This window comes from Methylosinus sp. H3A (assembly GCF_015709455.1).
In the GTDB taxonomy this organism is placed as follows: domain Bacteria; phylum Pseudomonadota; class Alphaproteobacteria; order Rhizobiales; family Beijerinckiaceae; genus Methylosinus.
The window spans coordinates 2,507,736-2,525,534 of the sequence record NZ_JADNQW010000005.1 but is presented as its reverse complement, the minus strand read 5'-3'; the positions used below and the strand labels follow the sequence as shown (position 1 = coordinate 2,525,534).

Sequence of the window (17,799 nt, the reverse complement as noted above, 5' to 3'; positions counted from 1 at the left end):
GGCTCCTGCGGCTCGTTGTTCCGCCGCGCCCGAAAGCATGATAGAGACGCGGCTGCGGCGGCGGCGCCTGCGGCTCTCTCGAACCGCAGGCTTCGCCGCTTTTGTGTGCAGCGGGGGCGCGAGTCGCGCCTGCCGTGACGAGGCTCCAACCCGATAGGCCGTCAAATGTCGATCTCGCCGCCGTCCATCAGCCTGCCGCCGACGCCGAAGGCGCTCCTCGACCTCATCAAGCTCGAGGTCGGGCCGACCGCCATGCCCGATTCCCGGCTGGCGCTGTGGATCAGCCTCGGCGCCTATGCCGCCGCGGAAGCAGGCGGCCAATTGGTGAACGGCGACATTCTTCCGTCGCTCGTCTACGGCCTGCTGAGCGCCGGCCTGCTGGCCGCGGTGACATTCGGCGCGCTGTTCCTCGCCGGAGCGCGCGACCGCTTCCAGCAGACGCTCGTCGCCCTGGCCGCCACGGGCGCGATCATCGCCGTCGTCTCCATGGTGCTGTCATTGTTCGTCGCGCAGATATTCCCGCCGCCGCTGCCGGCCGCCAAGCTCGTCGGCTTTGTGCTGTTCCCGCTAGTGATGTGGAAATTCACCGTCTTCCTGTGGATCTTCCGCCACGCCTCGCTGCGCTTCATCCCGGCCTTCGCGCTCTCGGCGATCTATATCGGCTTCATGCTGCTGATCCTGTCGCCGTTGCTGGTCCGCGTCTTCAACTTGATCTGACGCGATGCGCCCCGCCGCTGGGCCGCAGCGGGGCGCATTAAGTAACAATTAAGTATAATCGCTTACTCATTGTTCATCACCCGCGTCGCGGCCCGCTCGAGGCCGCCCGGCGCGAAGCGAGGATGAACCAATGAGATTTTCCGGTTCCTGCGCCGGGGCGGGGCTTTTTTGCGCGGCCCTGGGCTTTTTGACCGCCGGCCCGGCCGCCGCCGCGGACATGCCTTTCTTCTCTCCGCCTCCCCTCGATGACGGTCCGGCGGAACTCGGCACGGGATGGTATCTTCGCGGCGACGTCGGCTATTCGAACATTACATCGCCGACTATTATCGCCGACCTCGTCAACGCATCGACCCGCACCGGATCGGTCTCGGGCTCGCTCGGGGCCGGCTATCAATACAATTCCTGGCTACGTACGGAGATTGCCCTCGATCGGTCGGTAATTCGCCCGAACGCGACCTCTGCGCCCGTCTGGTGCCCGTATCAAAATCATCCGTTGAGCTCACAGCCGGAGTACAACAGTAACGGCGTGCTCATCGCGCCGAGTCAAACGCTCGGCTATGGCGTCGATCCGAATGAAACCTGCCTCGCCCGTACAACAGGCAATCTGAGCAGGACCACAGGCCTCTTCAACGCCTACATCGATCTCGGCAACTGGTACGGCTTTACGCCCTATGTCGGCGCAGGCGCCGGCGTTTCTTATGTTCGGTCGAACGGCGCGGTCAACTACTACAAATCTTCCAATGGCACGCCTTACACGGCAGATTTGTCGCCGGTCGAAGGCTATCCGCTCGTTTGGATCGACAGAATCACAGGCGCCGCCCTCACCCCACAGCCCGGGCTGGCGTTCGCGCAGCAGTATTGGGACCGCTCGCGGGCGAAAAGCAGCTGGAAGTTCGCCTGGGCTCTGCTCGCAGGCGTGACCTACGACGTGGCCGACAACATCAAGATCGACGTGGGCTACCGATTCTTGAATTCGGGGAAATATGTAGGCTTGGCGGGCTCGTCTGGCGCGACGGCGGCGCCCTACGACTTGGTCTCTCACGAGGTCCGACTGGGCGTTCGTATCACAACCGACTGACGAAAAAACCGTCGCTGTTCCGGCTCCCCCGGCTTAGCCTTCACGTCTCCCGCTTGACGCGAAGACGTGTTGCGCGTAGCGCAGCATCCGAAAATCCATGCCCCGGGGAGGCAGCGCTCAAATGCCCATCCAAAAGCCCGGCGTGAAGCCGGCAGATCCACGTTTTTCCTCCGGCCCTTGCTCCAAGCGTCCCGGCTGGACGCTCGGCGCGCTCTCGGGCGCGGCGCTCGGCCGCTCGCACCGCTCCCCTGCCGGCAAGGCGAAGCTGAAGGAAGCCATCGATCTCACGCGCGAGGTGCTGCGCGTGCCGGCGAGCCATCGCATCGCCATCGTTCCCGCCTCCGACACCGGCGCTGTCGAAATGGCGCTGTGGTCGCTGATCGGCGCGCGCGGCGTCGACGTCGCCGCCTGGGAGAGCTTCAGCGCGGATTGGGTCACCGACATCATCGAGCAGCTGAAGCCGGGCTCCGCCCGCAGCTTCGTCGCCCCCTTCGGCGAACTGCCCGACCTCGCGAAGATAAACTTCGACAATGACTTCGTCTTCGCCTGGAACGGCACCACCGCCGGCGTGCGCGTGCCGAACGCCGATTTCATCCCCGCCGACCGCAAGGGGCTGACGATCTGCGACGCGACCTCGGCCGCCTTCGCGCAGCCGCTCGATTTCGCCAAGCTCGACGTCGTCACCTACTCCTGGCAGAAGGTGATGGGCGGCGAGGCCGCGCATGGCATGCTGATCCTCTCGCCACGCGCCGTGGAGCGGCTCGAGAGCTACACGCCCGCCTGGCCGCTGCCGAAGATTTTCCGCCTCACCAAGAACGGCAAGCTCGTCGAGAGCATTTTCGAAGGCGACACGATCAACACGCCCTCCATGCTCTGCGTCGAGGATTATCTCGACACGCTGAAATGGGCGAAGTCGATCGGCGGGCTCGACGCGCTCTTCGCGCGGGCGAACGCCAACGCCAAAGTCGTTTCCGATTGGGTCGAGAAAACGCCCTGGTTCACGCATCTCGCGCAGGATCCGGCAACGCGCTCCAATACGGGCGTCTGCCTCGTCTTCGCCGATCCCGCCATCGCCGCAAAGCCGCGGGCGGAACAATCGGCCCTCGCCGCCCGCATCGTCGGCCTCGTCGAGAAGGAAGGCGCGGGCTTCGACTTCGGCGCCTATCGCGACGCGCCGCCCGGCCTGCGCATCTGGTGCGGAGCCACGGTGGAGGCGAGCGATGTGGCGGCGCTGACCGCCTGGATCGACTGGGCCTATGCCGAGGCGGTCGCGCAATCGGCCAAGGCGGCTTGAGACCGACGCCGCTCGTCACGATCTAGGGACAGGGACGGACGCCGCGACAGAGCGGCGCCGAAAGGGGGCGAATTCGCTCGGCGCAAGCCGAGGGAGGCCCCCTCATGCTCAAACGCGTGCTCGTTTCCGACGCGCTCTCGCCCGCGGCTCTCGAACTCTTCCGCTCACGCGCTATCGAGGCCGACTACCGGCCGGAGCTCGGCAAGGACGCCCCCGCGCTCGCCGCCGCCATCGGCGCCTATGACGGGCTCGCCATTCGCTCGACGACGCAAGTCGACAAAGCGCTGCTCGCGCAGGCGGAGCGGCTGAAAGTCATCGGCCGCGCGGGCGTCGGCGTCGACAATGTCGATGTCGCCGCGGCGACGACGCGCGGCGTGATCGTGATGAACACGCCCTTCGGCAATTCCATCACCACCGCCGAGCATACGATGGCGCTGATGCTGGCGCTCGCCCGCCAGATTCCCGCCGCCGACGCCTCCACCCGCGCCGGCAAATGGGAGAAGAACCGATTCATGGGCGTCGAGCTCGCCGGCAAGACGCTGGGCGTCATCGGCTGCGGCAATGTCGGCGCCAATGTCGCGACCCGCGCGCTCGGCTTTTCCATGCGCGTCATCGCCTATGATCCCTTCCTGACCGAGGAGCGCGCGCGGCGGCTCGGCATCGAGCCGGTCGATCTCGACGCGCTGCTCGCGCGCGCCGATTTCATCACGCTGCATACGCCGCTCACCGCCAAGACGCGGGGCTTGCTGAACGCCGTGTCGCTCGCGGAGACCAAGCGCGGCGTGCGTATCGTCAATTGCGCGCGCGGCGGGCTCGTCGACGAGGCCGCTCTCGTCGCGGCTCTGGACGAGGGCCATGTCGCGGGCGCGGCGCTCGATGTGTTCGAGACCGAGCCGGCGCGCGAAAACCCGCTTTTTTCGCGCCAGAATGTCGTCTGCACGCCGCATCTCGGCGCCTCGACGGTCGAGGCGCAAGAGAAGGTCGCGGTGCAGATCGCCGAGCAAATGTCCGATTTTCTGACGCGCGGCGCGATCGTGAATGCGGTCAATTTCCCGTCGATCGGCGCCGAGGAGGCGCCGCGGCTCGCGCCCTTCGTCGATCTCGCCGAGAAGCTCGGCTCCTTCCTCGGCCAATCGACCGAATCGCCGATCGAACGCATCTTGGTCGCCTATGAAGGCGCGGCGGCGCAGCGCAATGTCCCGGCGATGACGGCGGCGGCCGTCGCCGGATTGCTGCGGCCGGCGCTCGCCGAGGTCAATCTCGTCTCGGCGCTCGCGATCGCCAAAGAGCGCGGCATAGCGATCGACGAAGCGACACGCTCCGGCGCGAGCGATTATGATTCACTCATCGCCGTATCGGTGACGACGCGCGACGGGGAGAGGACGCTCGCCGGCTCTCTGTTCCACGACGGCCGGCCGCGCATCGTCGCCGCGGATGGCGTCCGCGTGGAGGCTGAGTTCTCCGAGCGAATGATCTTCGTGTCCAACGCCGACAGACCCGGCTTCATCGGGCGTTTCGCGGGGCTGCTCGGCGCTGCGGGCGTGAATATCGCGACCTGCGCGCTGGGACGCGATCGTCCGGGCGGCTCCGCCGTGGCTCTCGTCGCGATCGACGAGCCGGCGCCGCGCGAGACGATGCGAGAGATCGCCGCGCTGGCCGGAGTGCGCTTCGCGACGACGCTGCAATTTTGAGGAAGACGGGAGGGGCGCGCTGTTTTTCGAGGTGGCGCTCTCGAACCTCGCGCGAGGGAATCGGAGCGCCCTCGCGCCTGTCGTCCCCCTCACTCCGCCTCATTGTCGCGACAACGAGGCGGAGGAGGCGGATCGAGTGTGACTTTCTTTAAAAGTCGGCGATCAACGCCAAGCCGCTAACTTCACGAGAAGGATGGCGAAGCTGCAGACGAAAGGCGAGAGATCGTCGATCTTACTGAATCATCTTCACGGTGCGGCCGACGCCCGGGTCGGAGCCGTTGCCCGTGCCGTTGGTGCCGGCGGGGGAAATCCAGTCCGGAACCTTCGTCAGCGCAATGATGACGAAAGCGACGATGGCGACCATCCACAGAACAGTCTTGCCGATCTCAGCGCTGCTGTGTCCGATTGTTGACATGTGACGATCCTCCGAATGTTGGTGCTTTTTTGCTTTTTTTTCACTTGATGCGCGACAAAGCGTCGCATCGGCGTCAGCCTACACCAACTCTTTTCCGGGCACAATGCGGCATGTGCGCGCGCGACAAAATTAGTCAGGCCCCGTGAAGAGCAGCGAAAACGCGACGCAAAAAGGCGATCCCGGGCCCGACGGCTCCAGGATCGCCTCGCATTCTCGGCCGATGAGTAAGGGGGTCAGTCCCGGCGCGTCAGATAATATTCGAGCATCGCCACCGCCGCTTTGCGGTCCGCCTCGCCCGCCCGCGCCAATGCGCGGGAATGCAGCTCGACGATCCATTGATCGGTCGGCCGATCGCCGGCGGCCTCGCGCGCCAGCGTGAGATACATGAGGCCGCGCGCCCGCTGAGGCGGACCGCCGGCTTCGCCGTTGAACATCAGATGGCCGAGCAGCGCCTGCGACGGCGCATGGCCCTTCCGCGCGGCGAGATCGAGCCAATTGGCGGCCTGGCGCGCGTCCTTGGAGACGCCATTGCCGTCGAGATACATGCGCGCGAGATTATATTGAGCGTCGGCGTTGCCGAAATAGGTCGCGGCGTAGCGGAAGAGATCGAAGGCGCGGCCGGCGTCCGGCGTGATCTTCGCGGCGGCAATCCCCTCGAGATAATAGACTCCGACGGCCACGAAGGCGCCGGCCGCCATCAGCCGCTCGCGCGGGCTCGGCTCGTCGTCGGCGAAATGCTCGACGAGCTTGGCGAAATAGGAATAGGCCTTGGCGTCGTCGCGGGCGACGCCGTCGCCGTCCGCATACATGCGGCCGAGCTTCCATTGGGCGAGCGATTCGCCGCCATCCGCGGCGTAGCGCAGCGCCTCCACCGACTTCTTGGTGTTGCCGGCGTGATAGCTCTCCAGCCCGGCGCGCAGAGCGGCCTGCGGATCCTTGAAGATGGTCAATGGCTGCGTGGCGGCCGCGAGGGAGCGCGGCTCCGACGCGTCGAAGGCGGCGGCGGCGCCCGCCCAAAGAGATCCGGCTGTCGCACAGCCGAGCGCGAGAAGCAGCGTCGAACGACGCCCGCGCGGCCCTACCGTCGACGCAATCGCCTGGAGAAACACGATCATCGAGGATCTGACTTTCTCAACGCCGCTGGCGTCTCAAAAAAAACGCCGCGCACAACACCGCCATGCGTCACCGCCGAAAATCGACGACAGGCGTTCGGAAACGAGGGGAGCGTTCTCCCGCGACGAGCCGGCGCGGGAGGCGTCTCCATGTCTTCGATGACCTTGTGACGGGTCGAGATTAGCGCAGCGTTTATGGCTGAAAAGGGGCATCTGGCCCTTTGCCCGGCTCGCGGAAAACTATCTCGACGACTGTTGCAACAAGGTCACAAATTTTAGCGTTTCGCCGCATGCTCGGCGCCGCTGCGACGCATCCGGCTACGCATTGCGACATAGAAACGACCCAGTCCATCGCATCGCCGGAGGGGCGAAGCCGAGCGCAGGCGCGAAAGGCGTCCGCCGGCCCGCTGGCGCTCGCGGCGAGCGGGGCCTATATCCTCGTGAGACGCCTGCCGGAGACGAGGGCGGACGCGATCTCGCGAAGAAGAAAGCCGCCGCATGCACGCAGCCTCGCCCGACCTCTCCGCCACGCTCGTCCCGGCTCGCGGCGATATGCGCGGCTCGGTGCGCGTCCCGCGCGAGACCGTCGGCTTTCGTCGTCTCTTCATCTTCCTCGGCCCCGGCTATCTCGTCGCCACCGGCTATATGGACCCCGGCAATTGGGCGACCGCGCTCGCCGGCGGCTCCAAATTCGGCACGGCGCTGCTCTTCGTCGCCGTGCTGTCCAGCGTCATGGCGATCGTGCTGCAATCGCTGACGGCCCGGCTCGGCCTCGCCACCGGCCTCGATCTCGCCAGCGCCTGCCGCCGCCGCTTTCCCCGCGCCGCCTCCGTGGCGCTCTGGCTGCTGGCCGAGGCGGGGATTCTGGCGACCGACCTCGCCGAGGTCATCGGCACGGCGATCGGCCTGCAATTGCTGTTCGGCCTGCCGCTCGCTTTCGGCGTCGTCGTCACCTTGCTCGACACTTTCCTCGTGCTCGCCTTCGAGCGTCTCGGCTTCCGCAAGATCGAGCTCTTCGTCGTCGCCATGCTGGGGATCATCGCGCTGGCCTTCGGCGGCCAGCTGCTGCTGGCGCGGCCCGATCTCGGCGAGGTCGCCGCCGGCCTCGTGCCGAGCCGCGCGCTCATCGAAAATCCCGAGATGCTCTATATCGGCCTCGGCATTCTCGGCGCGACGGTGATGCCGCACAATCTCTTCCTGCACTCTTATATCGTGCAGACGCGCGACGTCGGCGCCTCCTCGGCGGAGCGCCGCGAGGCGATCGACTTCGCCATATTCGACAGCACCTTGGCGCTCATTTTCGCGCTCGTCATCAATGGCTCTATCCTGGTGCTGGCGGCCGCCGCCTTCCACTCGACCGGCCATACCGATGTCGTCGAGCTCGGCCAGGCCTATACGCTGATCGCGCCGCTGCTCGGCGCGCCGATCGCCGCCAAGCTCTTCGCCATCGCGCTCATCGCCTGCGGGCTCAACTCCACGGTGACGGCGACCCTCGCCGGTCAGATCGTGATGGAGGGGTTCGTCGAGCTGCGCATGAAACCGGCGCTGCGGCGTCTGGTGACTCGGCTCATCGCCATCGTCCCGGCCGTCGCCGTCACTCTGGTCGCCGGCGAGGCGGCGACCGGCCGGCTGCTGGTGCTGAGCCAGGTGGTGCTGAGCTTCACCCTGCCCTTCGCCGTCGTGCCGCTGGTCTGGTTCACCGCCTCGCGCAGGCTGATGGGCGAGCTCGCGGCGCCGCGCGTCACCACAGCCGTCGCCGCAGTCATCGCCGTGGCCATCGTCGCGCTGAACGGCAAGCTGCTCCTCGACGCGCTCACAGGCTGATCCTTTAACTTTCCCTTGACCATGCGGCTCCGCAAGCGCGCGTCAACCAAGCGCGCGCGGGAACGATCTTCTTTCGCGCGACGTTCTTCCCCGGCCGAGGCGGCGCTGGGGGCCCTCCTCGAACAAGGGAAGAAAACGGCATGTTTCGACATATGGTTTATGCGGCGGCCCTGGTCGGCGCGCTGATGCTGCCCGGCGCGGCCTCCGCCCGCGGCCACCATCGTCACCACCACCACCACCATCATCATCACCATCATCACCATCATCACCATCACGGCCGCCACGCCAGCGTCCATCACGGCTGGGGCCATCACGGCTGGCGCCACGCCGGATGGGGCGGCAGTTATGGCGGCGGTTATTATGGCCGGTCCTATTATGCGGGACCGCGCCGCGCGCCGGCTTCCAACGCCTGCTGGCGCTGGTGGAACGGCCGCCGTCAATTCGTGTGCTGAAATCGGCTCGGCGCCGGGGTTCCGGCCGGGCCATCGGCCAGCCGGCGCCCTGCGCCTTTTAGAATTCGACGCCTATCTGCGCCTTCACACCGGCCTGGAAGTGATGCTTGATCAGCGTCATCTCGGTGACGAGATCGGCGATGGCGACGAGTTCCGGCTTGGCGTTGCGGCCGGTGACGACGACATGCAGATCGGCGCGCCGCGCCTTCAGCGTCTCGACCACCTCATCCAGCGGCAGATGCTCATAGCGCAGCGCGATCGACAATTCGTCGAGCACCAGCAGCCGAATCGACTCCTGCGCCATCAGCGCCTTCGCCTTTTCCCAGGCGCGGCGGGCCGCCGCCTCGTCGCGGGCGCGATCCTGCGTCTCCCAGGTAAATCCCTCGCCGAGCGTATGCCAGGAGACGAGCCCCTCCTCCTCGCCGAGCTTCTCGAGGATGCGGCGCTCGCCGCTCTCCCAGGCGCCCTTGCCGAATTGCACCACGCCGACCCGGAACCCATGGCCCATCGCCCGCAGCGCGAGGCCGAAGGCGGCCGTCGACTTGCCCTTGCCGGCGCCCGTATGGACCATGAGCAGGCCCTTTTCGGCGATGGTCTTGCCGGCGACCTCGGCGTCCTGGACGGCCTTGCGCTTCTCCATCTTCTCGCGATGGCGGCGGGCCGCGTCTTCCTCCGCGAATTCCGACACGATTTGCGTCTCCTCGCCGTTTGACGGCTCCTGCTCTCCGTCATATGACTGTTCGGGACGGTCCTCCGCAAGGAGGCGAACAGGGAATGCGGTAAGGGGCTCGTCCCCGATTCCGCGGCTGCCCCCGCAACTGTGAGCGGCGAGCGCGCGCCCGTAAAGCCACTGGGCGAAAGCCCGGGAAGGCGGCGCGTGCGGCGACCCGCGAGCCAGGAGACCTGCCGTCATGTGACCTGCCGTCACGCGAAACCACGAATGCCGCCGGTGGGGCGGCGAGGAGAATCAGATGACCGCCAAGACCTTTTCCGTGAAGACCCTTTCCGCCGACGCCGTCCTCGTCTCGAGCCGCATAGAGGTGCTGCGCGCCGCGCTCGTCGTCTTCACGCTCGGCGCAGGCCTCGTCTATCTCGCCGGCTTCTCCTATGCGAGCGTCGCCCATAATGCGGCCCACGACTCGCGCCATTCGCTCGGCTTCCCCTGCCATTGACGCAACGGTGATCCAGCGACTCCTCGCGGTCGGTCTTCTGGCCGGCCTTCTCGCGGGGCTCGCCGTCGCGGCCCTGCAGAATGTCACCACGACTCCGCTGATCCTCGCCGCCGAGGTCTATGAGACCGCGGCCGAGCAGGCGCATGGCGGAGCCGCGGCGCACGACCACGCCGCGCATGAGCACACCGGGCATGAACACACGACTCATGAGCACACGACTCATGAGCATGCGCCCGCCTGGGAGCCGGCGCCCGGCCTCGAGCGCACTGCGGCCACCAGCGTCGCGACCAGCGTCACCGCCGTCGGCTACGCCTTTGTGCTGCTGGCGCTGATGCTCCTTTCCGGCGAGACGATCGAGCCCAAGCGCGCCGCGCTCTGGGGCGCCTGCGCCTTCGCCTCGACGGGTCTCGCGACGAGCCTCGGCCTCGCGCCGGAGCTGCCGGGCAGCGCCGCCGGCGATCTCGCCACGCGCCAGCTCTGGTGGCTGGCCACGGCGGCCTCGACGGGCGCCGGCCTCTTCGCGCTGCTGCGCGTCGAGCGGCCTGTCGTCAAGGCGCTGGGCGTCGCTTTGCTGATCGCGCCGCATCTCATCGGCGCGCCGCAACCGCCCGCGCCGGAGAGCACCGCGCCCGCCGAGCTCGCCGCGCGCTTCGCCGCGGCTTCGCTCGCCATCCATGCGCTCACCTGGATTCTCGTCGGCGCGGCGGTCGGCTTCGTCTGGCGCTTCCTCGGCCAGAGGGCGAGCAGGGAGGCCGCGGCGTGAGCGCTCTCACGAAAATCCCTGCGACGATCGTCACCGGCTTTCTCGGCGCCGGCAAGACGACGCTGATCCGCCACATACTGGAGACGGCGCGCGGTCGTCGCCTCGCGCTCGTCATCAATGAATTCGGCGACGTCGGCGTCGACGGCGACATTCTACGCGCCTGCGGCGTGGAGAATTGCCCGGAAGAGAATATCGTCGAGCTCGCCAATGGGTGCCTCTGCTGCACCGTGGCCGATGATTTCGCGCCCGCGATCGAAGCGCTGCTCGCGCTTCCCAACCGCCCCGAGCACATCATCATCGAGACCTCCGGCCTCGCTCTGCCGAAGCCCTTGGTCAAGGCCTTCGAATGGCCGACCATCCGCCCGCATCTGACCGTCGACGGCGTCATCGCCGTGGTGGACGGGCCGGCGGTGGCGGCGGGCCGCTTCGCCGACGATCTCGACGCCATCGCCAAGGAGCGCGCCGAGACCCTCGCGATCGACCATGACAATCCGCTCGAGGAAGTGTTCGAGGATCAGCTCCTCTGCGCCGATCTCATCGTGCTCAACAAGATCGATCTTCTGAGCGACGAAGAAGCGACGCAGGTCGCCGCGCAGATCCGCGCCACGGCGCCGCGTGCGGCAAAGCTGCTGCGCGCGAGCGAGGGACGGCTCGATCCCGCCATTCTGCTCGGCCTCGGCGCCGCGGCGGAGGACGATCTCGCCAACCGCCCCTCGCATCACGATACGGAAGAGGGTCACGATCACGATGATTTCGAGAGCTTCATCGTCGAGATCGCCGCCGTGCGCGATCCGGCCGAGCTCGTCGAGCGTCTCGCCCGCGTCGCGGAAACCCATGATGTGTTGCGCATAAAGGGCTTCGTCGAGATCGCCGGCAGGCCGATGCGGCTGCTGGTGCAGGGCGTCGGCGCGCGCTTTCGCCATCAATTCGACCGCCCCTGGCGCGCCGACGAGCCGCGCGCCAGCCGTCTCGTCGTCATCGGCGAAAAAGGTCTCGACCGCGCGGGCGTGACGGCCATGCTGACGAGCTGAGGGCGCCATGCATCTGCTCGCGCGCGATCTCCATGGCCTCGATGACAATGAGGCGGCGGTCGACCTCGGGCAAACTCCGGCGACGGTCATTTTTCTGTCCTTCTCGGACGCGGAGCTCGGCCTCGTCGCCGAGCTGCATGAGCAGAACGCAGCGCTTCCCTCGCTACGCTGCGCCTCGCTCGCTAGGCTGAAGCACCCCTATTCCGTCGATCTCTATATCGACAAGGTCGCGCGCCATGCGCGGCTCGTCATCGTGCGCCTGCTCGGCGGCAAGGATTATTGGTCCTATGGCGTCGACGAGCTTGCGGCCGCCGCCCGCGCGCGCGGCTTCGCTCTGGCGATCGTTCCGGGCGATACGCATCACGACGAGAGACTCGAGCGCGCCTCCACGCTCGCGCCCGACGATCTCTCACGCATCTGGTCATTCTTCCGCGATGGCGGACCAGACAATCTGCGCGCCTTCCTCTGTCTCGCGTCCACGCTCGCGGGAACCCCGGCGCCCTGGCGCGAGAGCGAGCCCGTTCCCCTCGCCGGCCGCTGCGAAACAGCCTGCCGACCCAACCGCCCTCCCCCTCATGCCGAGGAGGTCGCGAAGCGACCGTCTCGAAGCACGAGGGGGAGCTCCAGAAGGCGCCGCGTGACGGCTCCATCGACCTGCGCCGACCCGGCGTCGGCACCGCGCGCGCTCATCACTTTCTACCGCTCGGCGTGGCTCGCCGGCGATTTCGCGCCGATCGTCGCGCTCGCCGATTCTCTGCATGCGCGCGGCTTCGTCGTCGAAGCCTGGTTCGTCGCGAGCCTCAAGGACCACGCCTGCGAAAAGATTCTCGCGCAGACGCTCGCGGAATTTTGTCCCGACGTCGTCCTCAACGCCACCGCCTTCTCGGCCCGCACGGAAGGCGGCTGCGTTCTCGACCGCGCCGATGCGCCCGTCCTGCAAGTCGCGCTCGCAACCACGACGCGCGAGTCCTGGGAGAGCTCCAAGCGCGGCGCCAATGGCGCCGACCTCGCGATGAATGTCGTGCTGCCGGAGGTCGACGGCCGCATCTTCACCCGCGCCATTTCCTTCAAGGCGCAGACGCGCACGCGGACGGCGAGCGAATTCGACGAAATCCGCCATGCGCCCGAGCCTTCGCGCATAGATCATGTCGCGGCGCTCGCGCAGAATTGGGCGCGCCTGCGCCGACTCGACAATAGCGACAAGCGCCTCGCGCTCGTGCTCTCCGATTATCCCGCGCGACGCGGACGCGGCGGCTACGCCATAGGGCTGGATACCCCGCAAAGCGTGCTTGCCATATGTGATCTGTTGCGAGACGCGGGCTACGGCATCGGCGATCATTCTCCTGTCGCTTTGAGAAGCGAGCAAAACTCGCGTCTCGTAGGGCGAGAGGAGAATGATCGCCCCACGGCCGCCTCCTTCGAGACGCACGCTGCGCGGGCTCCTCAGGACGAGGGGACTGTTGCTTTGATGCGCGCGCTCGAAGACGGCGCGCATTGCGCCGAGCTTCCGCTCGACGATTATCGGCGTTTCTTCGCCGCGCTTCCCGACGAATTCACGCGCCAAGTCGCCGCCGCCTGGGGCGCGCCCGAAGACGATCCCGCGCTTCAGAACGGCGCCTTCCGCTTCTCCTGCGTCGAAAGCGGCAAGCTCGTCATCGCGCTGCAACAAGATCGCGGAAACAGAACCGAGCGGCGCGAGACCTATCACGACGCCGAGCTTCCCCCGCGTCACGCTTACATCGCCTTCTATCTCTTTCTGCGTCACGTCCGAAACATCGACGCGCTGATTCATCTCGGCACGCATGGCACGCTCGAATGGCTGCCCGGCAAATCCGTCATGCTCGGCCCCGCTTGCGCGCCAGAGGTTCTGCTGGGGCCGACGCCGCTCGTCTATCCTTTCATCGTCAATGATCCCGGCGAAGCGGCGCAGGCCAAGCGCCGCACCAGCGCGGTGACGATCGGTCATATGACGCCGCCGCTCGTCGAAGCCGGACTCGCGGCGGAGGCGCAAGAAATCGAGAGCCTGCTCGACGAATATGCGAGCGCCGCGACACTCGACCCGCGCCGCGCGAAGCTCATCGCCGAAGCGATTCTCGACGCTGCGGAGCGCAACGGCCTCGCGCAGGAATGCGGCGTCACGCGCGAAACGGATCGCGCCGAGGCGCTGGCGCGGCTCGACGCCTGGCTCTGCGACGTCAAGGAAATGCGCGTCGGCGACGGACTGCATGTGTTCGGCGCCGGCCCCTGCGGCGAGGCGGAGACGAGCGGATTGCTGCGCGCGCTCGAAGGCCACTTCGTCGAGCCCGGCCCTGCGGGCGCGCCCTCGCGCGGACGCGCCGATGTGCTGCCGACGGGACGCAATCTCTTCTGCATCGATCCGCGCCATGCGCCGACGCGCACGGCTCATGACATCGGCGCCCGCGCCGCGCGCGAGGTCATGATGCGTCATGCGCAGGAACATGGCGAATGGCCGCGCAATATCGTGCTCGATCTCTGGGGCAGCGCGACGATCCGCACCGGCGGCGAGGATTTCGCGCAAGCGCTCGCATTGATGGGCGTCGCGCCGCTCTGGGATCACGCCAGCGCGCGCGTCGCCGGCTTCGAGATCGAACCGCTGGCCAAACGCGATTTTCCGCGCGTGGATGTGACGCTTCATATCTCAGGCTTGTTCCGCGACATGTTCCCCGGCCTCATCGCGCTGTTTCACGACGCCGTCGCGGCCGTCGCCGCGCTCGATGAAGACGAGGAATCCAATCCTCTCGCGGCGGCTCGTCGCGAAAGCCGCTCGCTCGAGCGCGTCTTCGGCGCGGCGCAGGGAAGCTACGGCCTCGGCCTCTCCGAAGCGATTGCGCGAGGAGAGACGCGCGACGCGCTCGGCCGCGCTTTTCTCGAGGCCGGCGGCCACGCCTTTTCGCGCAATGGCGAGAGCGCGCCGGCGCATCACGCTTTCGGCGAGCGCGTCGGCGCCGCCGATGCGCTGGTGCATGTGCAGGATATGGCGGAGACGGATGTGCTCACCGGCGCAGCCTTCGCGGAGTTCGAAGGCGGCTTTGCCGCCGCCAACGCCGCGCTCGGCGGCGCGGCCGAGGTGGTGCATCTCGACGCGACGCGCCCCGCCGCGCCGAAGCTGCGCTCGCTCGACCGAGAGATCGCGCGCGTCATTCGCGGCCGCGCCGCCAATCCGCGCTGGCTCGAGGGGCAGATGCGCCACGGCCATCGCGGCGCCGCGGAAATCGCCGAGACGATCGACAATCTCTTCGCCTTCGCCGCGACGACCGCCTTCGTGCGCGACTCGCAATGGGACTTGGTGTTCGACGCGACGCTCGGCGCGCCGCATGTGCGCGCCTTTCTGCTGCGCGACAATCCGCGCGCGGCGGAGGCTATTCGCGATGTTTTCGAGCGCGCCATCGCGCGGGGCTTCTGGCGCACGCGGCGCAACAGCGTCGCAGCGGCGCTCGGCGAAAGCCCCGTCCCCGACCCTGCCCCGTTCGCGACACTCACCGGGACGGGGGCGGAGCCATGACAGCCGCGCCGAAAATCCAGGGCTGGTGCCCCGGCGCGCTACGGCCCATGCAGAGCGGCGACGGCCTGCTGCTGCGCGCCAAGACGTTGCAGCCACGCCTTCTCGCGCATGAGGCGCGCGAGATCGCCGCCATCGCGCGCGACTGCGGCAATGGCCTCGTCGATCTCTCGCAGCGCGCGCAATTGCAATTGCGCGGCGTCGACGAGACGCGGCTCGAAGTGGCGCAGCATCGCCTCGCCGCGCTCGGCCTGCTCGCCAAGGATGCGGCGACGGAGAGCGTGCTCAATTTTCTGGTCTCGCCTTTCGCGGACGAACACGCGAGCGCCCTCGCCTCGCGTCTCGCGCGAGACCTTTCGAAAGACGGCGCTTTGCAGGCTCTGCCGGGCAAATTCGGTTTTCTCGTCGATGACGGCGGCGCGCTCGGCCTCGCCAATTCGGCGATGGACATTCGTCTCGAGGCGCATGACGACAAGATCGCCGTCATCGCCGAAGGCGCCCGCGAACAGGCCTTTCTCACAGAGCTCGAAACAGCGACGGACGCCGCGCTCCAGCTGGCGCGCGCGTTTCTCACATTGCGGGAGGGACGCGAATTCGAATTGCGCCGCATGCGCAATGTCGTCGCCGCCTTCGGGCTCGACGCGCTGGCGAAACAGACGGGCCTCGCGCCGACGCCCTACCGCTCGCGCTGCCGCGCCGCCTCGGCGGCCGCGATTTTCGGGGTCCGCCCCCTCCCCGGCCCTCCCGCGCCAGAGGCGGGAGCGGGAGGCGCTCTCTCCCGCGAGCGAAGCGAGGGAGCCTTCGTCGGAATCGGCGCGCCCTCGGGACGCCTGAGCGCGGATGAGCTCGGCGCGCTCGCCGATCTCGCCGACGCGCACGGCCTCGGCGAATTGCGCCTGACGCCCTGGCGCGCCCTGCTCCTGCCCTGCCCCACGGAAAAAGCGGCGCGCATGATCGCAAAGATCGCCGCGCAGCGCGGCCTCGTCGTCGACGCCGAAGATCCGCGCCTCGCCGTGATCGCCTGCCCCGGCGCGCCCGAATGCCCGCAGGCGCAGGCGCCCACCCGCGGTCTCGCGGCGCAGCTCGCCCCTCTCGCGGCGCGGCTTGCGTCCGAGGGCGCGAGGCTGCACATATCCGGCTGCGCCAAGGGCTGCGCCTTTCCCGCTGCGGCGAAGGTCGCGCTGGTGGCGACGCCGCAGGGCTTCGATCTCGTCGACGATGGCGGCGCGAACGACGCGCCGACGCTGCGAGGCCTCGACGCGAATGAAATCGAAGACGCAATGAGAGCGCGCCTCGCGCGCGCCACAACGCAGGAGCCGCCATGTCCGGCGCATTGACCTACATCCGCGACGGCGCCGCGATCTACGACCGCTCCTTCGCCATCATCCGCTCGGAAGCGCGGCTCGAGCGATTCTCGCGCGAGGAGGAGCGCGTCGCCGTGCGCGTCATCCACGCCTGCGGAATGGTGGAGATCGCCGACGACATTCTCTTCGCGCCCGGCATGGCGGAGGCCGCGAGCGCGGCGCTGCGTAAAGGAGCGCCCATTCTCTGCGACGCCAATATGGTCGCCCATGGCGTCACCCGCGCGCGCCTGCCGGCGAATAACGAGGTGATCTGCACGCTCGCCGATCCGCGTGTTCGCACGCTCGCCGAAGATATGCGAACAACGCGCAGCGCGGCGGCGATGGAGCTGTGGCGAGAAAATCTCGCGGGCGCCGTCATCGCGATCGGCAATGCGCCGACGGCGCTGTTCCGCCTCATCGAAATGCTCGACGAAGGCGCGCCGCCGCCTGCTGCGATCATCGCAATGCCGGTCGGCTTCGTCGGCGCGGCGGAATCGAAAGAGGCGGCGCTCGCCGACGGGCGCGTCCCGACCGTGATCGTGCGCGGCCGCAAGGGCGGCAGCGCCATGGCGGCGGCCGCGATCAACGCGCTGGCGAGCGAAAAAGAATGAATATCGTCGATCCGAATTTGCGCGCCGACCAAGAAACGCCCGTCACGCTCGGCGCGCTCCTCGGCGTCGGCCTCGGCCCCGGCGATCCGGAGCTGATGACTCTCAAAGCCGCGCGGCTGGTGAGCGAGGCCAAGGTCATCGCCTATTTCTCCAAACGCGGAAAGCCGAGCCATGCGCGCGCCATCGCCGCGCGCTTTGTCGCGAAGGATTGCGCAGAAATTCCGCTCGCCTATCCGCTGACGACGGAAATCCCCTTCGACCATCCGGACTATGTCGCCGCGCTCGCCGCTTTCTACGAGGAAAGCGCGGAGCGCCTCGCGCTGCATCTGTCGCTCGGCCGTGACGTCGCTCTCCTCTGCGAGGGCGATCCGATGCTCTATGGCTCCTTCATGCATCTGCAGACGCGATTGTCGCCGCGCTTTCGCGTGGAGGTCTGCGCGGGCGTATCGGGAATGTCCGGCTGTTTCGCAGCGGCGCGCCAGCCGATGACCTGGGGCGACGATGTGCTCACCGTCATTCCCGCCACCCTGCCGCGCGATGCGCTCGCAGAACGGCTCGCTTCGACGGACGCAGCTGTGGTGATGAAGCTCGGCGGCAATCTGGCGAAGCTGCGCCTCGCGCTCGAGGATGCGAAGCTCGTCGAGCGCGCGATCTATGTCGAACGCGGCACGATGGCGGATGAGAAAATCATGCGCTTCACCGAGAAGCGCGACGACGAGGCGCCCTATTTCGCGCTCGTCCTCGTGCCCGGCCACGGACGACGTCCATGAATTCGG

The 17,799-nt window shown here is 67.6% G+C and carries 16 protein-coding genes and 1 riboswitch; of the genes, 13 read left to right on the top strand and 3 right to left on the bottom strand.

The genetic code is table 11. From position 1 onward, the window contains the following. The first annotated feature begins 165 nt into the window (after positions 1-165). From IY145_RS14770 to serA, 4 genes are all read left to right on the top strand, one after another. Complete coding sequence (locus IY145_RS14770; RefSeq protein ID WP_196408902.1) at positions 166-717, top strand: hypothetical protein; 552 nt, start codon at positions 166-168, stop codon at positions 715-717. Between the two features lie 130 nt (positions 718-847). Then, positions 848-1,795: an outer membrane protein gene (locus IY145_RS14765; RefSeq protein ID WP_196408901.1), complete on the top strand. Its 948-nt coding sequence runs from the start codon at positions 848-850 to the stop codon at positions 1,793-1,795. 121 nt (positions 1,796-1,916) lie between these two features. Beyond that, positions 1,917-3,089: a phosphoserine transaminase gene (locus tag IY145_RS14760; RefSeq protein ID WP_196408900.1), complete on the top strand. Its 1,173-nt coding sequence runs from the start codon at positions 1,917-1,919 to the stop codon at positions 3,087-3,089. A 104-nt stretch (positions 3,090-3,193) separates the two neighbouring features. Further along, a complete protein-coding gene (serA, locus tag IY145_RS14755) occupies positions 3,194-4,780 on the top strand; it encodes a phosphoglycerate dehydrogenase (RefSeq protein WP_196408899.1) in 1,587 nt (528 codons plus the stop codon). A gap of 232 nt (positions 4,781-5,012) precedes the next feature. Here serA and IY145_RS14750 read toward each other — a convergent pair whose 3' ends face one another. Together IY145_RS14750 and IY145_RS14745 are read right to left on the bottom strand one after the other, a co-directional pair. Next, positions 5,013-5,195 (bottom strand): hypothetical protein, encoded by a 183-nt coding sequence (locus IY145_RS14750; RefSeq protein WP_161912931.1) that lies wholly within the window; start codon positions 5,193-5,195, stop codon positions 5,013-5,015. A 233-nt stretch (positions 5,196-5,428) separates the two neighbouring features. Further along, complete coding sequence (locus tag IY145_RS14745; protein WP_196408898.1) at positions 5,429-6,310, bottom strand: tetratricopeptide repeat protein; 882 nt, start codon at positions 6,308-6,310, stop codon at positions 5,429-5,431. Positions 6,311-6,805: 495 nt separating this feature from the next. Between IY145_RS14745 and IY145_RS14740 the strand changes: the two genes are divergently transcribed. Beyond that, positions 6,806-8,131, top strand: coding sequence for an Nramp family divalent metal transporter (locus IY145_RS14740; RefSeq protein WP_196408897.1), 1,326 nt, complete (start codon positions 6,806-6,808; stop codon positions 8,129-8,131). A gap of 140 nt (positions 8,132-8,271) precedes the next feature. After that, positions 8,272-8,583, top strand: coding sequence for a hypothetical protein (locus tag IY145_RS14735; RefSeq protein ID WP_196408896.1), 312 nt, complete (start codon positions 8,272-8,274; stop codon positions 8,581-8,583). Between the two features lie 58 nt (positions 8,584-8,641). On the opposite strand, the gene cobO is transcribed toward IY145_RS14735, so the two are convergent. Continuing rightward, positions 8,642-9,271, bottom strand: coding sequence for a cob(I)yrinic acid a,c-diamide adenosyltransferase (gene cobO / locus IY145_RS14730; protein ID WP_196408895.1), 630 nt, complete (start codon positions 9,269-9,271; stop codon positions 8,642-8,644). Between the two features lie 41 nt (positions 9,272-9,312). After that, positions 9,313-9,509: riboswitch (cobalamin riboswitch) on the top strand. 45 nt (positions 9,510-9,554) lie between these two features. Between cobO and IY145_RS14725 the strand changes: the two genes are divergently transcribed. From IY145_RS14725 to IY145_RS14695, 7 genes are read left to right on the top strand one after another with little or no spacing between them, the layout of a single operon-like run. Continuing rightward, entirely contained in the window at positions 9,555-9,755 is a 201-nt protein-coding gene (locus IY145_RS14725; RefSeq protein ID WP_196408894.1) for a CbtB-domain containing protein, read from the top strand. A gap of 7 nt (positions 9,756-9,762) precedes the next feature. Beyond that, the gene (locus IY145_RS14720) at positions 9,763-10,518 is read left to right on the top strand and encodes a CbtA family protein (protein WP_196408893.1); all 756 of its coding nucleotides are present in this window, start codon (positions 9,763-9,765) and stop codon (positions 10,516-10,518) included. Next, positions 10,515-11,549, top strand: a complete 1,035-nt coding sequence (gene cobW, locus IY145_RS14715) for a cobalamin biosynthesis protein CobW (protein ID WP_196408892.1) — start codon at positions 10,515-10,517, stop codon at positions 11,547-11,549. Before IY145_RS14720 ends, cobW begins: the two co-directional genes overlap by 4 nt. A gap of 7 nt (positions 11,550-11,556) precedes the next feature. Then, on the top strand, positions 11,557-15,072 hold the full coding sequence (gene cobN / locus IY145_RS14710) for a cobaltochelatase subunit CobN (protein ID WP_196408891.1): 3,516 nt from the start codon (positions 11,557-11,559) through the stop codon (positions 15,070-15,072). Next, positions 15,069-16,406 (top strand): precorrin-3B synthase, encoded by a 1,338-nt coding sequence (gene cobG, locus IY145_RS14705; protein ID WP_196408890.1) that lies wholly within the window; start codon positions 15,069-15,071, stop codon positions 16,404-16,406. Before cobN ends, cobG begins: the two co-directional genes overlap by 4 nt. Next, a complete protein-coding gene (locus tag IY145_RS14700) occupies positions 16,391-17,023 on the top strand; it encodes a precorrin-8X methylmutase (RefSeq protein ID WP_196408889.1) in 633 nt (210 codons plus the stop codon). The genes cobG and IY145_RS14700 overlap by 16 nt, the downstream gene beginning before the upstream one ends. Beyond that, on the top strand, positions 17,020-17,793 hold the full coding sequence (locus IY145_RS14695; RefSeq protein WP_196408888.1) for a precorrin-2 C(20)-methyltransferase: 774 nt from the start codon (positions 17,020-17,022) through the stop codon (positions 17,791-17,793). The genes IY145_RS14700 and IY145_RS14695 overlap by 4 nt, the downstream gene beginning before the upstream one ends. The last annotated feature ends 6 nt before the right edge of the window (positions 17,794-17,799 follow it).

Excerpts from the sequence above, each read along its gene's own strand:
- cobN (WP_196408891.1), top strand. The coding sequence starts at position 11,557 with ATGCATCTGCTCGCGCGCGATCTCCATGGCCTCGATGACAATGAGGCG.
- IY145_RS14740 (WP_196408897.1), top strand. The coding sequence starts at position 6,806 with ATGCACGCAGCCTCGCCCGACCTCTCCGCCACGCTCGTCCCGGCTCGC.
- serA (WP_196408899.1), top strand. The coding sequence starts at position 3,194 with ATGCTCAAACGCGTGCTCGTTTCCGACGCGCTCTCGCCCGCGGCTCTC.
- IY145_RS14765 (WP_196408901.1), top strand. The coding sequence starts at position 848 with ATGAGATTTTCCGGTTCCTGCGCCGGGGCGGGGCTTTTTTGCGCGGCC.
- IY145_RS14700 (WP_196408889.1), top strand. The coding sequence starts at position 16,391 with ATGTCCGGCGCATTGACCTACATCCGCGACGGCGCCGCGATCTACGAC.
- IY145_RS14695 (WP_196408888.1), top strand. The coding sequence starts at position 17,020 with ATGAATATCGTCGATCCGAATTTGCGCGCCGACCAAGAAACGCCCGTC.
- IY145_RS14745 (WP_196408898.1), bottom strand. The coding sequence starts at position 6,310 with ATGATCGTGTTTCTCCAGGCGATTGCGTCGACGGTAGGGCCGCGCGGG.
- IY145_RS14750 (WP_161912931.1), bottom strand. The coding sequence starts at position 5,195 with ATGTCAACAATCGGACACAGCAGCGCTGAGATCGGCAAGACTGTTCTG.
- IY145_RS14770 (WP_196408902.1), top strand. The coding sequence starts at position 166 with ATGTCGATCTCGCCGCCGTCCATCAGCCTGCCGCCGACGCCGAAGGCG.
- IY145_RS14725 (WP_196408894.1), top strand. The coding sequence starts at position 9,555 with ATGACCGCCAAGACCTTTTCCGTGAAGACCCTTTCCGCCGACGCCGTC.
- IY145_RS14735 (WP_196408896.1), top strand. The coding sequence starts at position 8,272 with ATGTTTCGACATATGGTTTATGCGGCGGCCCTGGTCGGCGCGCTGATG.
- IY145_RS14760 (WP_196408900.1), top strand. The coding sequence starts at position 1,917 with ATGCCCATCCAAAAGCCCGGCGTGAAGCCGGCAGATCCACGTTTTTCC.
- cobG (WP_196408890.1), top strand. The coding sequence starts at position 15,069 with ATGACAGCCGCGCCGAAAATCCAGGGCTGGTGCCCCGGCGCGCTACGG.